This window comes from Olsenella uli (assembly GCF_016900775.1).
Lineage (GTDB): Bacteria > Actinomycetota > Coriobacteriia > Coriobacteriales > Atopobiaceae > Thermophilibacter > Thermophilibacter uli_A.
On record NZ_JACJKN010000023.1, the window covers coordinates 1 to 17,275 of the forward strand.

A 17,275-nucleotide genomic window follows, 5' to 3' on the forward strand; every position below is an offset into this window, starting at 1 on the left:
GGGCGGCGGGGGCCGCCTCTCCCGGCGCGGCATGCGCGGGGCGCCCGGGCACGGGCCGCGCGGGGACGCGCCCGGCGCGGGCGGCCGCCACGTAGATCATCGTGTCGTCGGGCGAGGCGGCCGGCTGCGGCGCGGCGTGCCGGGGCCGGCCGCGGCGCCCGGAGGCGCCGTCGGGCGAGAAGTGCGCGCCACGCGCGGGGGTGTCGGTTGTCTCGTTCTCCATGTGACCGTCCTTCTCGGCACCCGCCCTGCGGGGTGCCCCCATACGTGCGGCCCCGAGGCTTCGAAGGCGCCTCGGGGCCGCTGGGAATCCTGCGCGTGCTCGCGGGGCAGACGTCCCGCCTCCCGCTAGATAATCGAGCCGCCGCCCATGTAGCCGTTCACGAAGTACATGCTGCGGACCTGCACGCCGCCGCCCGGGACGGAGTCAATCACGCAGCCGTCGCCCACGTAGATGCCCACGTGGCCGGGGGCGCGCCCGCCGTAGCGGTAGAAGACGAGGTCGCCGTACTTGAGCTGGCTGGCGTCAGAGGTGTAGGTCCCGCGCGAGACCACCTGCGAGTAGAGGGTCTCGGGGCTGTTGGAGTTGGTGGGCAGGCCGAGCGCGTAGTCCACCACGCCCGAGCAGGTGAAGTACGAGCTCGAGGTACTGCCGGTCCAGACGTAGCCGGTGTAGCTGTAGCCGGAGCCGATGATCGAGTAGGCGCGGGCCACCATGGCGCTCGCGGAGCCGGTGGGCGCGGAGCTGCCGCCGCCGGAGGAGCCGCCGTTGCTGGAGCCGCCGCCGGAGGAGGAGCCGCCGTTGTTGGACGACCCGCCGTTGCCGGTGGAGCCCCCGTTGCTGGTGGAGCCGCCGTTGCTGCTGGAGCCGCCGTCGGTGGAGCCGCCCTCCTCGGCGTCGCCCTGGGCCTGCTGCTCCTGCTCGGCGGCCTCCTGCTCGGCGAGGCGCTGGGCCTCCTCGGCGGCCTTGCGCGCCTCCTCCTCGGCGGCCTTGCGCGCGGCCTCCTCCTCGGCGGCGATGGCCTGCTTGACCTCGTCGGAGAGCTGGTCGTAGTAGGCCTGCGCGTCGGAGGCGGCGGCGTTGGCCGCGTCGGTCTTGGCCTGCTGGTCGGAGACGAGCTGCTCCTGCTGGGTCCGCTGCTCCTCCAGGCTCGCGCGGTCCTCCTCGAGCGAGGTGGTCAGCGTCTTGATCTGGTCGATGGCCTCCTGCTTCTGGTCCGCGATCGAGCTCGCGTAGTGGACGTTGGTGATGAGCTCGTTGAAGTCCGCGGAGTTGAGCAGCAGCGTGAGCAGGTCGGCCTCGCCGCCCTTGTACTGCATGGAGATGAGGTTGCCGAGCTGCTTCTGCGTGTCGGCGAGCTGGACCTGCTGGTCGGCGATGTCGGTCTCGAGCTGCCCGATCTGGGCGTTGGTCTCGTTGAGGTCGTTGGTGACGCTCACGAGGTCGTTGTTGGCCTGCTCGGCGGAGGAGTAGAGCGAGTGAAGCTGGGCCTCGGCCTGGTCGAGCTCGGCCTGGAGCTCGGCGGACGTGGCCGCCAGGGCCGGCGTCGGGGCGAGCCCGAGCCCAAGGGTCAGCACGATGGCGGAGGCGACGTACGCGCCGCGCGTGCGAAGTGACATAGGACGCTCCTAACGTGTTCTTTCCTTCATGGCCTGTGCGTCTGGGGACCATGCCTGTTCGTCATACTAGCAGTCCCGCAGACGGCCGGCATCCATTCCACCTCGGCTCCACAGACATGAATCGGGGGCGGCCGGCGCGGCGCGCGGCCGGGGCGGCGCTCAGCGATGGCGCGCGTCCAGCTCCCCGGCGAGCTCGTCCACGCTGACGCCGTAGCGCTCCAGGGTGACGAGCAGGTGATAGACGAGGTCGGCGGCCTCGTAGCGGATGTGGTCGTGGTCGCGGTCCTTGCAGGCCATGACGACCTCGGTGGCCTCCTCGGTCACCTTCTTGAGGAGGCTGTCCTCCTTGCCCTGGAGCAGGCGCGCGGTGTAGGACGCCTCCGGGGAGGCGTCGCGTCGCGCGTGGATGACGCGCGCGAGCCCCTCGATCGTGTCGCCGATGCTGCCGTCCTTCACGTTGGCGGTTCTCTCCCCCATTGCCGCTCCCCTCACGTCTGCCTATAAACTTGCCTAAAAGGGGACAGGCCCCTTTTAGGCATCTCCCCGGGCGAGCTCGCGGTAGAAGCAGCTGCGGTGCCCCGTGTGGCAGGCGGGGCCCGGCGAGTCCACCTCCACGAGCAGCGTGTCGGCGTCGCAGTCCACGAGCACGCGCCGCACGCGCTGGACGTTGCCGCTCGTGGCGCCCTTGTTCCAGAGCTCCTGGCGGCTGCGGCTCCAGAACCACGTGGTGCCGGTCTCGAGCGTGAGGCGCAGCGACTCCTCGCTCATCCAGGCCACCATCAGGACCTCTCCGGTCCCCTCCTGCTGGACGACGGCCGGGACGAGCCCGCGCTCGTCAAAGCGGACGTTCGCCGCGGCGGGCGAGACCGGCTCGGGGCGCTCCCCCGCGTAGGTATAATCGAGCGAATCTCCTGACACGATGCCTCCTTTGCGCCGCCCCACAGTGTAGCGCGCGGGGGCGGAAGGGCGGCGGTATGTGCGAGGCGCGTAACAATGCCGTATTCGACGTGCTCGTCGTGGGCGCGGGCATCGCCGGCTGCGAGGCGGCGCTCGCCGCGGCGCGCGCGGGCGCGCGCGTGGCGCTCGCGAGCGCGGGGCCCACGTTCTCCGGCTCGAGCTTCTTCCCCGGGACGTGGGGCCTCGGCCTGGTGGGGCCCGCGGGCGGCCCGTCGGGCGAGAGGGACCTCGAGGACGCGATCCTGGCGGTGGGGCGCGGCATGGCGCTGCCGGAGCTCGTGCGCGCGCTCGTGGCGGGCACGGGCGCGGCGGTGGGGCGCCTCGAGGCGCGCGGCGTGACCCTGCGGCGCGCCGAGCGCGCGGGCGAGCGCGACTTCATCCCCTGCTTCGACCGGGCGCACCGCGACTGGCACGGCCTCGAGCGCGCGTCGTACCGCGAGGCGACCGCCGCGGCGCTCGGCGCGGCCGGCGTGGAGACCATGGCGCGCCACGAGCTTCTGGGGCTGCTCCGCGCGGACGGCCGCGTCCGCGGGGCCCTCCTCTCGGACGCGCGCACGGGCGCGGCGCGCGCGGTGGCGGCGGGCGCCGTGATCCTCGCGACGGGCGGCTTCGGCGGGCTCTTCTCGCGCACGCTCACGATGCCCGACGTCATGGGCACCGCCGCCGCGGCGGCGCTCTCCTGCGGGGCGCGCCTCGTGAACGTCGAGTTCATCCAGATCATGCCCGGCCTGGTGGAGCCGGTCAGAGACGTCGTCTTCAACGAGCGGACCTTCCGCTACGCGCGGGTGGAGGGCCTCCGCGCGCCGGATGCGGCGCGCCTGCTCGACGAGCGCGGCGGGCACGGGCCCTTCACCGCGAGCCTGCCCGACCGCGCCGTGGACTTTGCCATTGCCGCGGCGGGGCCGCGCGGGGCGGCCGTGGACTACGAGCTGCCGGACGCGCTGCCCGAGTTCATGCAGACCTACTTCGACTGGTTCGAGGGCGCCTTCGGGCGGCGGCCGGACGAGGGCGTGCGCATCGCGCCCTACGCGCACGCCTCCAACGGCGGCATCCTCGTGGACGAGCGCGGGGCCACCGGCGTGCCCGGGCTCTTCGCGTGCGGCGAGGCCACGGGCGGCATGCACGGTGCGGACCGCATCGGCGGGCTCTCGAGCGCGAACGGCCTGGTCTTTGGCTGGGCGGCCGGGCGCGCGGCGGCAGCCGAGGCCGCGGGGCAAAGCGGCGCGGGCGGCGCCGACGGGGGCGCCGCCGAGGCCCTTGTCGCCGGCGCCCCGGCGGAGGCGGTCTCGGCGGGCGCGCTGGCCGAGCTGCGCCGGGTCATGGGAGAGCGCTGCCTCGTCGTACGCGACGAGGAGGGGCTCGCCGACGCCGAGCGCGCCATCGGCAGGCTCGCCGAGCGCCTCGCCGACGCGCCGGCGGCGGGCAACAACCCGCGGGCAGAGGCGCGCGCGGCGCGGGCCTGGCTGGCGCTGCGCTCGGCCTCGGCCCTCGTGGCCGCCATGCGCGCGCGGACGGAGAGCCGCGGCGCCCACTTCCGCGCCGACTTCCCCGAGGAGGACCCGGCGCAGGCGCGCCCGCTCGTCGTCTCGCTCGGCGCGGACGGCCTGCCCGCGGCGGCACCGCTCGGCTGAGGCCTGGCAGGCCTCAGCCACAACTCATGACAAACTCCTCCGGCCCCTTTGTCAGAAAACCTGACAAACGACCCTGACACCTTTGTCAGAAGTCCAGGCGCACGGGGATGCCCTGGCTCGCCAGGTACTCCTTGACCTGGCGGATGGTGAAGGTCCCAAAGTGGAAGACGCTCGCGGCCAGGACCGCGTCCGCCTCGCCCTCGAGGATGCCCTCGGCGAAGTGCTCGAGCGTGCCCACTCCGCCCGACGCTATGACGGGGATCGGCACGGCGCGCGCCACCGCGCGGGTGAGCGCGAGGTCAAAGCCGTCCTTGGTGCCGTCGCGGTCCATGCTCGTGAGCAGGATCTCCCCGGCGCCGCGCCGCGCGGCCTCCTCTGCCCACGCCACGGCGTCGATCCCGGTGGCGACGCGCCCGCCCGCGAGGTAGACTTCCCAGCGGTCCTCGCGGCCCACGCGCTTGGCGTCAATCGCGCAGATCACGGCCTGGGAGCCAAAGGCGGTGGCCGCGGCGGTGATGAGCGTCGGGTCCTTGACGGCGGCGGAGTTGAGCGAGACCTTGTCGGCGCCCGCGGCGATCATCTCGCGGCAGGACGCCACGTCGCGAAAGCCCCCGCCCACCGTGTAGGGGATCCGCAGCTCGGCCGAGGCGCGGCTCGCGAGGCCGATCTTGGTGGCGCGGTCGTCCGAGGTGGCCGTGATGTCCAGGAAGACGACCTCGTCGGCGCCCTCCTTGTCGTAGCGCCGCGCCAGCTCCACCGGGTCGCCCGCGTCGCGCAGGTCCACGAAGTTGACGCCCTTCACCACGCGCCCCTCGCACACGTCCAGGCAGGGAATGACTCTCTTCGTCAGCACGGCATGGTCCTTTCGGTCGTCGGGGCCCGGGCTCGCCGGCCCCTCTCGCGGGGCGAGTCACGAAGTGAGCGAGCGAAGCGAGCGCCGAGCCCCGCGAGAGGGGCCGGCGAGCCCCCAGTCGCTGAAGGACGCTTCGGTCACACTGTCACTGTAAGGGAACCAGGGGTCGCATGCGCCTCTCGCCCCGAGGATGTTACATGGGGCTCAGCGCCGGCGGCCCCAGGCCCTGAGGGCAAGGCCCACGGGGCCGGGCTGGAAGCGCCGGCCCACGTCCGCGAGGCGCGCCGGGATGTCGATGTGCTGGGGGCACCTGCGCACGCACGCGCCGCAGCTCACGCAGTTGCTCACGAGCCTGGGCTCGCCCGTGCGGATGGCGCTCGCGGTGAAGTACTGCGCGAGCCCCGTGGGCCAGCCGTGCGCGTAGCTCGCGTTGTAGGCCGAGAAGCACCCCGGGATGTTGATGCCCCGGGGGCACGGCATGCAGTAGTTGCACCCGGTGCAGGGAATGCGGTTGGTGCGCGCGAACTCGGCCACCACGCGGGCTATGACCTCGTGCTGCGCGGGCGTCATCGCGCCCGGCAGCGCCCGCTCGGCCAGCGCGGCGTTCTCGTCGATCTGGGCGGGCTCGGACATGCCGGAGAGGAGCATCGTCACCTCGGGGTGGTCCCACACCCAGGAGAGCCCCCAGGCGGCGGGCGAGCCGAGGCCGGGCTCGTCGGCGGCGTCGAGGATGCGCCGGGCGCGCGGGGGCAGCCTGTCCGCGAGCCGGCCTCCCAGCAGCGGCTCCATCACGAAGACGGCGAGGCCGCGCGCGGCCGCGGCGGCAAGGCCCGCCGTCCCCGCCTGGTACTTCTCGCCCGCGTAGTTGTACTGGATCTGGCAGAAGTCCCAGTCGTAGGCGTCCAGGAGCACGGGGAAGTCGCCCTCGCTGCCGTGGTAGGAGAAGCCCGCCTGCCGGATGCGCCCGGCCGCGCGCTGGCGCTCGAGCCACCCCTCGATGCCCATCCCCCGCAGGCGCTCCCACTGGGCGGGGCTCGTCACGTTGTGGATGAGGTAGTAGTCCACGCGGTCCGTGCGCAGGCGCCGGAGCTGCTCGTCGAGGATGTGGTCGAGGTCGGCGGCGGCGCGCACCGAGCCGTGCGGGAGCTTGGTCGCCACGAGCACGCGCTCGCGCAGGCCCAGCCCCTCGAGGGCGGCGCCCACGCAGGCCTCGTTTCCCGGGTAGAGGTAGGCCGTGTCCAGGTAGTTGACGCCCCGCTCCACGGCGCGGGCGATGAGCTCGCGGGCCCGGCGGGGGTCAGGCCGGCCCGGCGGCCCGGGAAGGCGCATGCAGCCGAGGCCGAGCGCCGAGATGCGCTCGCCGTTCCTGGGGTTCACGCGGTACTGCACGTTCTTCTCCCCTCCCCCCGGCGCGCCGTCGAATCCGGCCCCGGGGCCGCGCATCAGATCTGTCCGCATGATTTTGGCAGTCTTTGCCCTTCAAAGCCCCCTCAAACGGCCAAAATGACGCAGCCAGATTTGATGTGCGCGAGGGGCGGGGCGCAAGGGGCGGGGCGAGAAGGACGTGCGGAGGGACGCGCGGTGTCGCAGGCGAGAAGGACCTCGGCCGGGGACGCCCCCGGCGCCGCGCTACGCGCAGGCCGCGAGCGCGTCCTCAAGCGAGAAGGACCCCTCGTAGAGGGCCCGCCCGGTGATGGCGCCCTCGATGACGTCCGGGCCGAGGGCCGAAAGGGCGCGCAGGTCGTCGAGCGAGGCGATGCCGCCCGAGGCCACCACGGGAAAGCCCGCCACCTCGGCCACGCGGGCGTAGGCGGCGGCGTCCACGCCGCAGCGCATGCCGTCGCGCGCGACGTCGGTGAACACCAGATGGCAGTAGCCCAGCTCGGCGAGGCGCGCCACGAGCTCGTCGGCCGAGAGCGCCGCCCCCTCGCGCCAGCCGTTCACGCGCACCTCGCCGCCGCGCGCCGCCACGTCGGCCACCACGAGCTCGCCGAACCGGCGGGCCGCCTCGGCGGCGAAGGCCGGGTCGCGCACGAGGGCGGTGCCGATGGCGATCCTGCGCACGCCCAGGCCCGCGAGCCGCTCCACGGCCGCGAGGTCGCGCACGCCGCCGCCCGCGTCGACGGAGATGCCCGGCACCGCGCAGATCGCGCGGATCGCGGCGTCGTTGGCGGCGCGGGCCGCCTCGTCCTCCTCGAGGGTGGCCGAGAGGTCCACCACGTGGACCCACGCGGCGCCGGCGTCGCGGAAGGACTCGGCCACGGCGGCCGGGTCGTCGGAGTAGACGTCCATGTGGGCGCGCTCGCCGCGCGCGAGGCGCACGACGCGGCCGCCCACGAGGTCGATGGCGGGAAAGAGGATCATCGGCCACCTCGCACCACATCGACGAAGTTTGAGAGGATAACGGCCCCCACGGCGGAGGACTTCTCGGGGTGGAACTGCACGCCGAAGACGTTGTCGCGCCACACGGCCGAGGCGAAGCTGCGCACGTAGTGGGTGCGCGCGGTCACCACGCCCGCGTCGACGTCGTCGGCGAGCGCGAAGGAGTGCGTGAAGTAGACGTTGGCGCCGTCGGGCACGTTGCGGAAGAGCCGGCACGCGCGGCCCAGGGGCGTGAGGTTGACCTGGTCCCAGCCCACGTGCGGCACCTTGAGGCGCGTCGACTCGAGGCGCGTGGCCGAGCCCGCAAGCACGCCCAGGCCCTGCGCCCACGAGCCGTCGTGCGTCTCGTCGCCGCGCTCGAAGAGCAGCTGCAGGCCGAGGCAGATGCCGAGGAACGGCACCCCGCGGCCGAGCGCGTCGAGGACCGCCTCGGCCTCGCCGCTCTCGCGCAGGAAGGCCATCGCGTCGCCGAAGCTCCCCACGCCGGGGAGCACCACGCCCGCAGCCTCGCGGATGCGCGCGGGGTCGTCGGTGACGAGCACCTCTCCCCCCGCGTCGACGAGGCCGCGCTCCACGGAGCTGAGGTTGCCCTTGTGGTAGTCAACCACCACGATCCGGCGCGCCATCACAGGCTCCCCTTGGTGGAGGGCACGCCCTCGACGCGCGGGTCGCTCTCGACGGCCTCGCGCAGCGCCCGCGCCGCCGCCTTGAACGTCGCCTCGAGGATGTGGTGCGCGTTCTCGCCGCACACGAGCCGCAGGTGCAGCGTCACGCCAGCCTCGCGCGCGAGGCCCGAGAAGAACTCGCGCCCGAGCTCGGTGTCGAAGGTGCCCACCTTGTCCGGGCCGATTGGCACGTCCCAGAAGAGCTCGCCGCGGCCGGACACGTCCACGGCGGCCATGACGAGCGCCTCGTCGAGCGGCACCATGACCGAGCCGAAACGGCGGATGCCGCGCTTGTCGCCGAGGGCCTCGGAGAGGGCCTGGCCGAGCACGATGCCCGTGTCCTCGACGGTGTGGTGGTCGTCGACCTCGGTGTCGCCCTTCACGCGGACCGTGAGGTCCACGAGCGAGTGGCGCGAGAAGGCGGCGAGCATGTGGTCGAAGAAGCCCACGCCGGTCTCGATGTCGTAGGCGCCCGTCCCGTCGAGGTCGACGGACAGGCCGATGTCCGTCTCGGCGGTGGCGCGGACGGCCTTGGCGGTCCTGGTCATGATTCCTCCCTCACAAGCGTCGCGAGCGCGTCGAGAAGGACGTCGTTCTCCTCGCGCGTGCCCACGGAGATCCTGAGGCACCCCTCGAGCCCCGGCGCGGCGCTGAAGTCGCGCACGAGGACCGAGAACTCGTCGCGCAGGCGCCGGCGCACCTCGGCGGCGCGCGGCACGCGCACGAGCACGAAGTTGGCGGCGGACGGCCACACGCGCACGCCGGGCAGCTCCGAGAGCCCCGCCGAGAGGCGGGCGCGCTCGGCCACGATGTCGGCGACCACGGGCGCGAGCGACGCGCGATGCTCGAGCGCGGCCCTGCCCGCGGCCTGCGCGAGCACGTCGACCGAGTATATCTGGCGCACGGCGGCGAGCGCGCCTATGACCCCCGGGTCCGCCACCACGTAGCCCGCGCGCAGCCCCGCGAGGCCGAAGGCCTTGGAGAGCGTGCGCAGCACGATGAGGCGGGGGCACGAGGCCACCCACCCCACGAGGCTCGAGCCCTCGGGCGCAAACTCCACGTAGGCCTCGTCCACCAGGACGAGGGCGTCCGTCCCGTCGAGCAGGCGCCGCACGAGCGCGGGGTCCACGAGGTCGCCCGTGGGGTTGTTGGGCGAGGTCAAGATCACGAGCGCGGCGTCGCGCGCGGCGGCGAGAAGGGCCTCGGCGTCTATCGAGAAGTCCTGCGCGTCGCGCGGCACGCGCACGACGGGGGTCTCGCACATCGCGGCGAAGTTGGCGTACTCGGCGAAGTCCGGCGGGCACGTGACGAGCGCGCAGCCCGGCCCGCCAAAGGCGAAGAGCAGGTTGAAGAGCAGCTCGTCGCCGCCGTTGCCCACGCAGACGGCCTCGCGGGCCACGCCGTGGCGCGCCGCCACGGCGTCCCTCAGGGCGTTTGCCATCGGATCCGGGTAGCGGTTGAGCGGCGTGGCGAGAAGGGCGGCGTCGATGGCGGCGCGCACCTCGTCCGGCAGCTCGTGGGTGTTCTCGTTGGCCGAGAGGTTGACGCGGCAGGGCGAGAAGGCGGGGTCGTACGGCTCGAAGCCGGCGAGCGCGGGACGCAGGCGCGCCGCGACGTCACGGTTCTTCTCGCCCATCTCACGCCTCCGGCCCGCTCGCCGGGGACTGCCCCCGGCCGGAGGGAAGCGGCACGGCCGCGGGGGCGGCGAGGTCCTCGGGCCAGGCGACGCGGGAGACGTCCGCCGCGTCGAAGGAGCCGCCCTCGGCGAGGCGGCGGCGCAGGCCCACGGAGAGCGCGTGCGCCCAGAGGCCCTCGGCCTGGGCGATCGTCTGGGTGGCCGGGGCGTCGGCGAGCAGCCCCTCGGGCGTGTAGCAGATGACGCTCGAGCGCTTCTGGAAGTCGTAGACGCCGAGCGGGTTGGCCCAGCGCGCGGTGCCGCCGGTGGGCAGCGTGTGGTTGGGGCCGGCCACGTAGTCGCCCAGGGGCTCGGAGCTCCAGGGGCCCACGAAGATGGCGCCGGCGTTCCTCACGCGGCCGAGGAGGCCCAGGGCATCGGCGCAGTGGAGCTCCAGGTGCTCGGGGGCGATCACGTTGATCGCGTCGACGGCGGCGGCCGGCGTGTCGCAGACCACGATGACGCCGCGCTCGTCCAGGCTCGCGCGGGTGATCTCCTCGCGCGGGCTCTGCGAGACGAGCGTCTCGGCGGCGTCGAGCACGCGCCCGGGCAGGCCCGCGTCGCAGGTCACGAGGTAGCAGCTCGCCATCGGGTCGTGCTCGGCCTGGGCCATGAGGTCGGCCGCCACGACCGCCGCGTCGGCGGAGGCGTCCGCGAGGACGCAGACCTCGGAGGGGCCGGCCACCATGTCGATCCCCACGTCGCCGGAGACGTGGCGCTTGGCGGCGGCCACGTAGGCGTTGCCCGGGCCCACGATCTTCTCGACCGCCGGGATGGACTCGGTGCCGTAGGCCACGGCGGCGATGGCCTGCGCGCCGCCCACGGCGTAGACCTCGTCCACGCCCGCGAGCGCCGCGGCGGCGAGCGTGTAGGCGGAGAGCGTGCCGTCGGCCTGCGGGGGCGTCACCATGACCACGCGCCCCACGCCGGCCACCTTGGCCGGGATGGTGTCCATGAGGACGGTGGAGGGGTACTGGGCGCGCCCGCCGGGCACGTAGACGGCGGCGGAGGCCACGGGCGTCACCTTCACGCCGAGCATGGTGCCGTCCGCGCGGGTGGTGAACCAGGACTGCTCGCGCTCGCGCTCGTGGAAGTCGCGGATCTGGTCGCGCGCCCGGGTGAGCGCGGCGAGGAACTCCCCCGGCACGAGCTCGAGCGCGCCGGCCACCAGCTCGTCGGGCACGCGGAACGCCTCCGGGCAGGCCCCGTCGAAGCGCAGGCAGTAGTCGCGCACCGCCGCGTCGCCGCGCTCGCGCACGTCGTCCACGATCTTCTCGGCCGCCGCCATGACGTCGGCGGGCAGGGCCCCCGTGCGGTTGAGGTCGGCCTGCGTGAGGCGCCGGCCCCCCTCGAGCGTCACCCTTCTCATGACGCGCTCCCCCTCTCTGCGACCTCGGCGAGCCGCCTCGCGAGGTCGCGAATCCTCTTGTCGCAGCGGTAGGCGGCGGGCCCGGCGAAGAAGCGCGCCGTGCACTCCATGACGTCGTCCACGACCACGAGGTCGTTCTCGGCAAGCGTGGTGCCCGTGGCCGTGATGTCCACGATCCGGTCCGCCATGCCCACGATGGGCCCGAGCTCGATGTTGCCGTGGAGCGTCACGATGTCCACCTGCTGGCCGATGGAGTCGTAGTAGTCCTGCGTGATGCGCGGGTACTTGGTGGCCACGCGCACAGTGCCGCGCCAGGCGTAGTTGCGCTCGGCCTCGCCGGCGCGCGAGCGGGGCTCGGCCACCACGAAGCGGCAGCCGCCGTAGCCGAGGTCGACGAGCTGCAGCAGGTCGAGGCCGGCCTCGATGAGCGAGTCCTTGCCGCAGATGCCGCAGTCGGCGCCGCCGTGGCCCACGAAGGCCGGGGCGTCCTGGGCGCGCACGATGACGTACTCCACGTCGCCCTCGCGCACCACGAGCTTGCGGCCGGGGTCGGCGAGCTCGGCGGTGGGCAGGCCCGCCGCGGCGAGCGCGGCCACGGTCTCCCGGAAGAGCGACCCCTTGGGCACGGCGATGCGGATGGGGCGGGCCGCCACGTTGACGCCCGGCGTCACCACGCCCGACTCGCCCGGCTCGCCGAGCACCTCCTGGAGCCGCTCGAGCGAGAGCGCGAAGCCGCAGGCGGCAAGGCCCGGGCGGCCCAGGTTGGCGAGGACCGCGTCGTAGCGCCCGCCCGAGGCGAGGCTCGCGGCGATGCCCTCGGCGTAGCCCTTGAAGATGATGCCGGTGTAGTAGTCGAACGAGTTGATGATCGAGAAGTCAAAGGAGAGCCGGCCCTGCTCGAAGAGGTCGGCGAGCTCTCCGGCGAGCGCCGCGAGCTCGGAGGTGCCCCGGGCCGGAGCGGCCACGCCCGCCGCGCCGAGAAGCGCGTCGAGCCGGTCAATCACCTCCGCCCCGCCGCCCATGCGCGGCACCTCGCGCAGGGCGCGCGCGGCGTCGGGCGAGAGCCCCTCGGCCCGGGCGATGAGCTCGTCGAGGGTCACGAGGTCGGAGTCGTGCACGAGCGCGAGGACCTCCTCGCGGAAGCCCGGCGTGGGCGCGCAGGCGTCGAGGAGGGCCGTGAGCGGCGTGACCGAGCCGAAGACGATCCGCCAGTCGGGCACCTCGAGCGCGCCGAGCGCCTCGGCGAGCAGGCGCACGACCTCGACCTCGGAGGCCGCGCCGTCCTCGCCCACGAGCTCGACGCCGAGCTGGGTGAACTGGCGGGGCTGGCCGCGCAGGCTCGGCTCCTCGCGAACCACCGGCGCAGCGTAGCGGAAGCGCGCGGGCAGCTCGCCGGAAGAGACGCGCCCGGCGACGAGGCGCGCCACGGGGAGCGTGAGGTCGGGGCGCAGCATGAGGAGGCTGCCGTCCGAGTCGAAGAGCTGGAACGCCGAGTCCTTGACGCGGGCGCCGCGCTCGATCGCGCGGCGGTCCTCGAGCAGCGGCGTCTCGACCGGGAGGTAGCCGTGCGCGGAGAAGCACTCCCGCACCACGCCGGTTATGCGCTCGCGCGCGAGCGCCTCCCTCGGGAGGATGTCTCTAAACCCACGGGGCGTACCTGCTGTCACGTCATATCCTTTCGGGCGCCGGGGCGCCGGTCGCTTGGGTCTGGGCCGGGTGCCCCGGCCGTCCGCGGGGAGAGTGTCGCACAGGGCCGCGCGCCGGCGGGCGGCTTTGGCCAAGCCGTTACAGTCTGCTTTCAAAAGGGACCGGGGCCCGCCCCGCGAAAAGGCGCGCGGGCAGGCGAGGAGGGCGGGCGGGGTCGGCGCGTCCGCGCGGGAAAGTGGCGGATGCGACGCCCCCGCGGACGCGGCGCGCGAGGCGGCGCCGCCCGGGGGCGAGAGCCGACCGCCCGCCGAGCGGATCGGCGGCGGCGCGCGCCATGCGGCGCCTCTGACCTGCGCCGTCAGCGGCCCGTCAGAGGCCGGGAAGACACGGGCGGCGCCCCGGCTGCTATGCTCGCCCGACCCACCCGGACGAGGAAGGGAGCACGAGATGGGTCTGTACTGGAGAAGGGCGCGCGTGGGCGTGAGGTTCGAGGAGAGGAGAAGGGAGGACGAGCGGGACTACCCGGATGACGCCGTCGTGATCGCGGCGAGCGCGGAGCAGGCGGCGGACCCCGCCTTCGCGCGGGACGTCCGGCGGATCGTCATGATGCGGACTCTCGACCACGAGGTCGAGGACGGCCCCGAGGCGGGGCCCGGCGACGGGGAGGCCGTGCGCGCGGCGGAGCACGCGTTCCTGGAGCACTTCCTCGACGAGCGGGGCGAGGGGGACGAGGCCGGCCCCGGGCGCGAGGCGTGCTGGGACGAGCTCTCCGACGCGCTCGGGGGCTGCGCCGGCGGCATCGGCTGGTACGCCCGCGAGGTCGGCTGCCCCGGCGGGCCGGCCGTCCAGCTCGTCGTCAACCGCTGCGACGAGGTGATCGTGGGAGGCTAGCGAGCGAGGACGGGGGCGCGGGCGGGCGAAGCGGGCCGCCCGCGCCCCTAGTCGCGCACGATGTCGGCGTAGGAGGCCTCGCAGAAGCGGACGAGGTCGTCGGGGGCGAGGGCAAGCGAGAGGCCGCGCCGGCCGCCCGAGACGTGGATCTCGTCGAAGAGCTGGGCCGTCTCGTCGATGAGCGTGGGAAAGCGCTTCCTCATGCCCACCGGCGAGCAGCCGCCGCGGACGTAGCCCGTCGCGGGCTCGAGGTCGCGGACGTGCATGAGCGCGAGGCTCTTCTCGCCCGCCGCCGCGGCGGCCTTCTTGAGGTCGAGCTCCTCGGCCACGGGGACGCAGCAGACCACGTGGCCGCCGGCCGGCGTCACGCAGACGAGCGTCTTGAAGCTCGCCGCCGGGTCCTCCCCCAGGCGCTGGGCGATGTGCAGGCCGAGCTCGCTCGAGGTGTCCGTCTCGTCGACCTCGTAGGTCACGTACGAGAAGGGCACGCCCGCGGCCTCGAGCTCGCGCATGGCGTTGGTCTTCTGGGGCTTCTCCCGACGCGCCACGGCGGCCTACGCCCCCGCCTGGCGGGCGCGGTCGCGCGCGAGCACCTGCCGCAGGAACTGCCCCGTGTAGCTCTCGGGCACCTCGGCCACCTGCTCGGGCGTGCCGTAGGCCACCACCGTGCCGCCGCCGTCGCCGCCCTCGGGCCCCATGTCGAGCACGCGGTCGGCCATCTTGATGACGTCGAGGTTGTGCTCGATCACGAGCACCGTGTTGCCGGCGTCCACGAGCTTCTCGAGCACGTCCACGAGCTGGCGCACGTCCTCGAAGTGCAGGCCCGTGGTGGGCTCGTCGAGGATGTAGAAGGTCCTGCCCGTCTGTTGGCGGTGGAGCTCCTTGGCGAGCTTCACGCGCTGGGCCTCGCCGCCGGAGAGCGTGGTGGCGGGCTGGCCCAGGTGGATGTAGCCCAGGCCCACGTCGTAGAGCGTCTGGAGCTTGTTCTTGATGCGCGGGATGTTGGCGAAGAAGGCCAGCGCCTCGTGGACCGTCATGTCGAGCACGTCCGAGATGGACTTGCCGTGGTAGAGGACCTCGAGGGTCTCGCGGTTGTAGCGCTTGCCGTGGCAGACCTCGCAGGGCACGTAGACGTCCGGCAGGAAGTTCATCTCGATCTTGATCTGGCCGTCGCCCTTGCAGGCCTCGCAGCGGCCGCCCGGCACGTTGAACGAGAAGCGCCCCGGGCTGTAGCCGCGCGCCCGGCTCTCCGGCAGCGACGCGAAGAGGGCGCGCAGGTCGTCCCAGAGGCCGATGTAGGTGGCCGGGTTGGAGCGCGGGGTGCGGCCGATCGGCGACTGGTCGATGTCGATGACCTTGTCGATCTTGTCCACGCCCTCGAGCTTCCGGTACGGCCCCACGACGCGCTTGGAGCGGTGCACGGCGTTGGTGAGCGCCGGCGCGATGGTGTCCGTGACGAGCGAGCTCTTGCCCGAGCCCGAGACGCCGGTGACCACCGTGAGCGTGCCGAGCTCCACCTTGGCCGTGACGTTGCGCAGGTTGTTCGCGGAGGCGCCGGTCACCTTGATGGCGCCCCGGCGCGGGTTGCGGCGCCTCTCGGGCAGGCGGATCTGCCGCTCGCCCGTGAGGTAGGCGCCGGTGATGGAGTCCTTGCAGGCCGCGATCTCATCCGGCGTGCCGGCGGCGACCACGCGCCCGCCGAGCTCGCCGGCGCCCGGGCCCATGTCTATGACGTAGTCCGCGGCGCGGATGGTGTCCTCGTCGTGCTCGACCACGATGACGGTGTTGCCCTGGTCGCGCAGGCGCTTGAGGGTCTCGATGAGGCGGTTGTTGTCGCGCTGGTGCAGGCCGATCGAGGGCTCGTCCAGGATGTAGAGCACGCCCATGAGGCCGGCGCCGATCTGCGTGGCCAGGCGGATGCGCTGGGCCTCGCCGCCGGAGAGCGTGGCGGCCGCGCGGCTGAGCGTGAGGTAGTCGAGGCCCACGTTCACGAGGAAGCGCAGGCGCGCGAGGATCTCCTTCACCACGGGGCCCGCGATGAAGAGCTGGCGCTCCGTGAGCTCGAGGGCCTCGAAGAACGCCAGGCACTCGCGGCAGGAGAGCTCGCAGACCTCCCAGATGTTCTTCTCGCCCACCGTGACGGCGAGGATCTCCGGCTTGAGGCGCGCGCCGTGGCATGCCGAGCAGGGCACCTCGCGGATGTACTTCTCGAGGTGCGTGCGCATGGTCTCGGAGGTGGTCTCCTGGTACTTGTCGAAGAGGATCTTGCGCACGCCGGCGAAGGTGGTGAGCCAGTGGGTGTCCCGCCCGTCGCGCGTGTGGTAGTCCACGCGCACCTTGGTGGCCCCGAGGCCGTCGAGCAGCGCCCGCTGGACCTTCTTGGGAAGCTCGCGCCACGGGGTCTCGTCCGAGGCGCCGAGGTGGCGGCAGACGGCCGAGAGGATCTGGGGGTAGTAGTTGGAGTGGCCGAAGAGGCCGCCAAAGACGCCGCCCGCCACGGAGAGCGCGGGGTCCTCGATCAGGGCCTCGGCGTCCACGACCTTGCGAAAGCCCAGGCCGTCGCACTCCGGGCAGGCGCCGTAGGGGGCGTTGAAGGAGAAGTCGCGCGGCTGGAGGTCGTCCATCGAGTGGCCGTGCTCGGGGCAGGCCAGGGCGAGCGAGTAGCTGAGGAGCTCGCCGGGGTAGCGCTCCGGGTCGTCGCGGTCGGGCATGAGGTAGAAGCCCACACGGCCCTGCGCGAGGCGCGTGGCCTGCTCCACCGCCTCGGCGATGCGCCCGAGGCTCCCCTCGCGCACCACGATGCGGTCGACCACGACCTCCACGTTGTGGCGGTTCTTCTTCTCCAGGCGGATCTCCTCGTCGCCGAGCTCGCGCACCTCGCCGTCGATGCGCACGCGGCTGAAGCCCTCGCGGCGCAGGTCCTCGAAGAGCTTGGTGTACTCGCCCTTGCGGTCGAGGACCACCGGCGCCAGGACGAGGGCGCGCCGTCCCTGGGCGCGCTCGAGGACCTTGTCGGCCACCTGGTCGGTGGTCTGGCGCTCGATCACGCGCCCGCACTCCGGGCAGTGCGGCGTGCCCACGCGCGCGAAGAGCAGGCGCAGGTAGTCGTAGATCTCCGTCACGGTGCCCACCGTGGAGCGGGGGTTTCTCGAGGTGGTCTTCTGGTCGATGGAGACCGCCGGCGAGAGGCCGTCGATCGAGTCCAGGTCCGGCTTGTCCATCTGCCCGAGGAACTGGCGCGCGTAGCTGGAGAGCGACTCCACGTAGCGGCGCTGGCCCTCCGCGTAGATGGTGTCGAAGGCGAGGCTCGACTTGCCGGAGCCGGAAAGGCCGGTGATCACGACGAGCTTGTCGCGGGGGATGTCGACGTCGACGTCCGCGAGGTTGTGCTCGCGCGCGCCGCGGATGACGATGGAGTCCTGGGCCATGCGCCCCTCCTGCACTCAAGAGAATTTGACGCATCACAGTCTAGCCGAGCGGCGCCTTTGGGGCCGCGAGCGGCGCCCGCCTCCACGGATTGTGCAACACGTGTTCGTACCAACTCATTTTAGCCTGGGAGCAAGCCTCGACCCCGAGGCGGCGCGC

16 protein-coding genes are annotated in these 17,275 nt (G+C 73.3%); 2 read left to right on the forward strand and 14 right to left on the reverse strand.

Annotation, left to right across the window (positions count from 1 at the left end):
• The 4 genes from H6A23_RS10785 to hisI form a co-directional block, all read right to left on the reverse strand.
• Positions 1-223: hypothetical protein (locus H6A23_RS10785; protein WP_204832178.1), on the reverse strand; the 223-nt coding region annotated here is incomplete at its 3' end.
• Positions 224-348: 125 nt separating this feature from the next.
• Positions 349-1,620, reverse strand: a complete 1,272-nt coding sequence (locus H6A23_RS10790) for a coiled-coil domain-containing protein (protein WP_204832179.1) — start codon at positions 1,618-1,620, stop codon at positions 349-351.
• Positions 1,621-1,779: 159 nt separating this feature from the next.
• Complete coding sequence (gene hisE, locus H6A23_RS10795) at positions 1,780-2,097, reverse strand: phosphoribosyl-ATP diphosphatase (RefSeq protein ID WP_204832180.1); 318 nt, start codon at positions 2,095-2,097, stop codon at positions 1,780-1,782.
• Between the two features lie 54 nt (positions 2,098-2,151).
• Positions 2,152-2,538 (reverse strand): phosphoribosyl-AMP cyclohydrolase, encoded by a 387-nt coding sequence (gene hisI, locus H6A23_RS10800; protein ID WP_204832181.1) that lies wholly within the window; start codon positions 2,536-2,538, stop codon positions 2,152-2,154.
• Between the two features lie 56 nt (positions 2,539-2,594).
• On the opposite strand from hisI, the gene H6A23_RS10805 reads away from it, so the two are divergent.
• Positions 2,595-4,208 carry an FAD-binding protein gene (locus H6A23_RS10805; protein WP_204832182.1) on the forward strand — a complete coding sequence of 538 codons (1,614 nt, stop codon included), beginning with the start codon at positions 2,595-2,597 and terminating at the stop codon, positions 4,206-4,208.
• An 85-nt stretch (positions 4,209-4,293) separates the two neighbouring features.
• On the opposite strand, the gene hisF is transcribed toward H6A23_RS10805, so the two are convergent.
• The 8 genes from hisF to hisG all read right to left on the reverse strand — a co-directional run bounded on the left by hisF (position 4,294) and on the right by hisG (position 12,819).
• On the reverse strand, positions 4,294-5,061 hold the full coding sequence (hisF, locus tag H6A23_RS10810; protein WP_204832183.1) for an imidazole glycerol phosphate synthase subunit HisF: 768 nt from the start codon (positions 5,059-5,061) through the stop codon (positions 4,294-4,296).
• A 204-nt stretch (positions 5,062-5,265) separates the two neighbouring features.
• Complete coding sequence (locus H6A23_RS10815) at positions 5,266-6,519, reverse strand: aldo/keto reductase (protein WP_286165969.1); 1,254 nt, start codon at positions 6,517-6,519, stop codon at positions 5,266-5,268.
• A gap of 171 nt (positions 6,520-6,690) precedes the next feature.
• Complete coding sequence (locus H6A23_RS10820; protein WP_204832184.1) at positions 6,691-7,425, reverse strand: HisA/HisF-related TIM barrel protein; 735 nt, start codon at positions 7,423-7,425, stop codon at positions 6,691-6,693.
• Positions 7,422-8,069, reverse strand: coding sequence for an imidazole glycerol phosphate synthase subunit HisH (hisH, locus tag H6A23_RS10825; RefSeq protein ID WP_204832185.1), 648 nt, complete (start codon positions 8,067-8,069; stop codon positions 7,422-7,424). The genes H6A23_RS10820 and hisH overlap by 4 nt, the downstream gene beginning before the upstream one ends.
• Complete coding sequence (hisB, locus tag H6A23_RS10830; RefSeq protein ID WP_204832186.1) at positions 8,069-8,656, reverse strand: imidazoleglycerol-phosphate dehydratase HisB; 588 nt, start codon at positions 8,654-8,656, stop codon at positions 8,069-8,071. The genes hisH and hisB overlap by 1 nt, the downstream gene beginning before the upstream one ends.
• Entirely contained in the window at positions 8,653-9,744 is a 1,092-nt protein-coding gene (gene hisC / locus H6A23_RS10835; protein WP_204832187.1) for a histidinol-phosphate transaminase, read from the reverse strand. Before hisC ends, hisB begins: the two co-directional genes overlap by 4 nt.
• Position 9,745: 1 nt before the next feature.
• Entirely contained in the window at positions 9,746-11,152 is a 1,407-nt protein-coding gene (gene hisD / locus H6A23_RS10840; RefSeq protein ID WP_204832188.1) for a histidinol dehydrogenase, read from the reverse strand.
• Complete coding sequence (gene hisG, locus H6A23_RS10845) at positions 11,149-12,819, reverse strand: ATP phosphoribosyltransferase (protein ID WP_204832189.1); 1,671 nt, start codon at positions 12,817-12,819, stop codon at positions 11,149-11,151. Before hisG ends, hisD begins: the two co-directional genes overlap by 4 nt.
• A 427-nt stretch (positions 12,820-13,246) precedes the next feature.
• Between hisG and H6A23_RS10850 the strand changes: the two genes are divergently transcribed.
• Positions 13,247-13,690 carry a hypothetical protein gene (locus H6A23_RS10850; protein WP_204832190.1) on the forward strand — a complete coding sequence of 148 codons (444 nt, stop codon included), beginning with the start codon at positions 13,247-13,249 and terminating at the stop codon, positions 13,688-13,690.
• Between the two features lie 47 nt (positions 13,691-13,737).
• On the opposite strand, the gene ybaK is transcribed toward H6A23_RS10850, so the two are convergent.
• Entirely contained in the window at positions 13,738-14,238 is a 501-nt protein-coding gene (gene ybaK, locus H6A23_RS10855; protein WP_204832191.1) for a Cys-tRNA(Pro) deacylase, read from the reverse strand.
• Between the two features lie 6 nt (positions 14,239-14,244).
• On the reverse strand, positions 14,245-17,118 hold the full coding sequence (uvrA, locus tag H6A23_RS10860) for an excinuclease ABC subunit UvrA (RefSeq protein ID WP_204832192.1): 2,874 nt from the start codon (positions 17,116-17,118) through the stop codon (positions 14,245-14,247).
• Between the last annotated feature and the right edge of the window lie 157 nt (positions 17,119-17,275).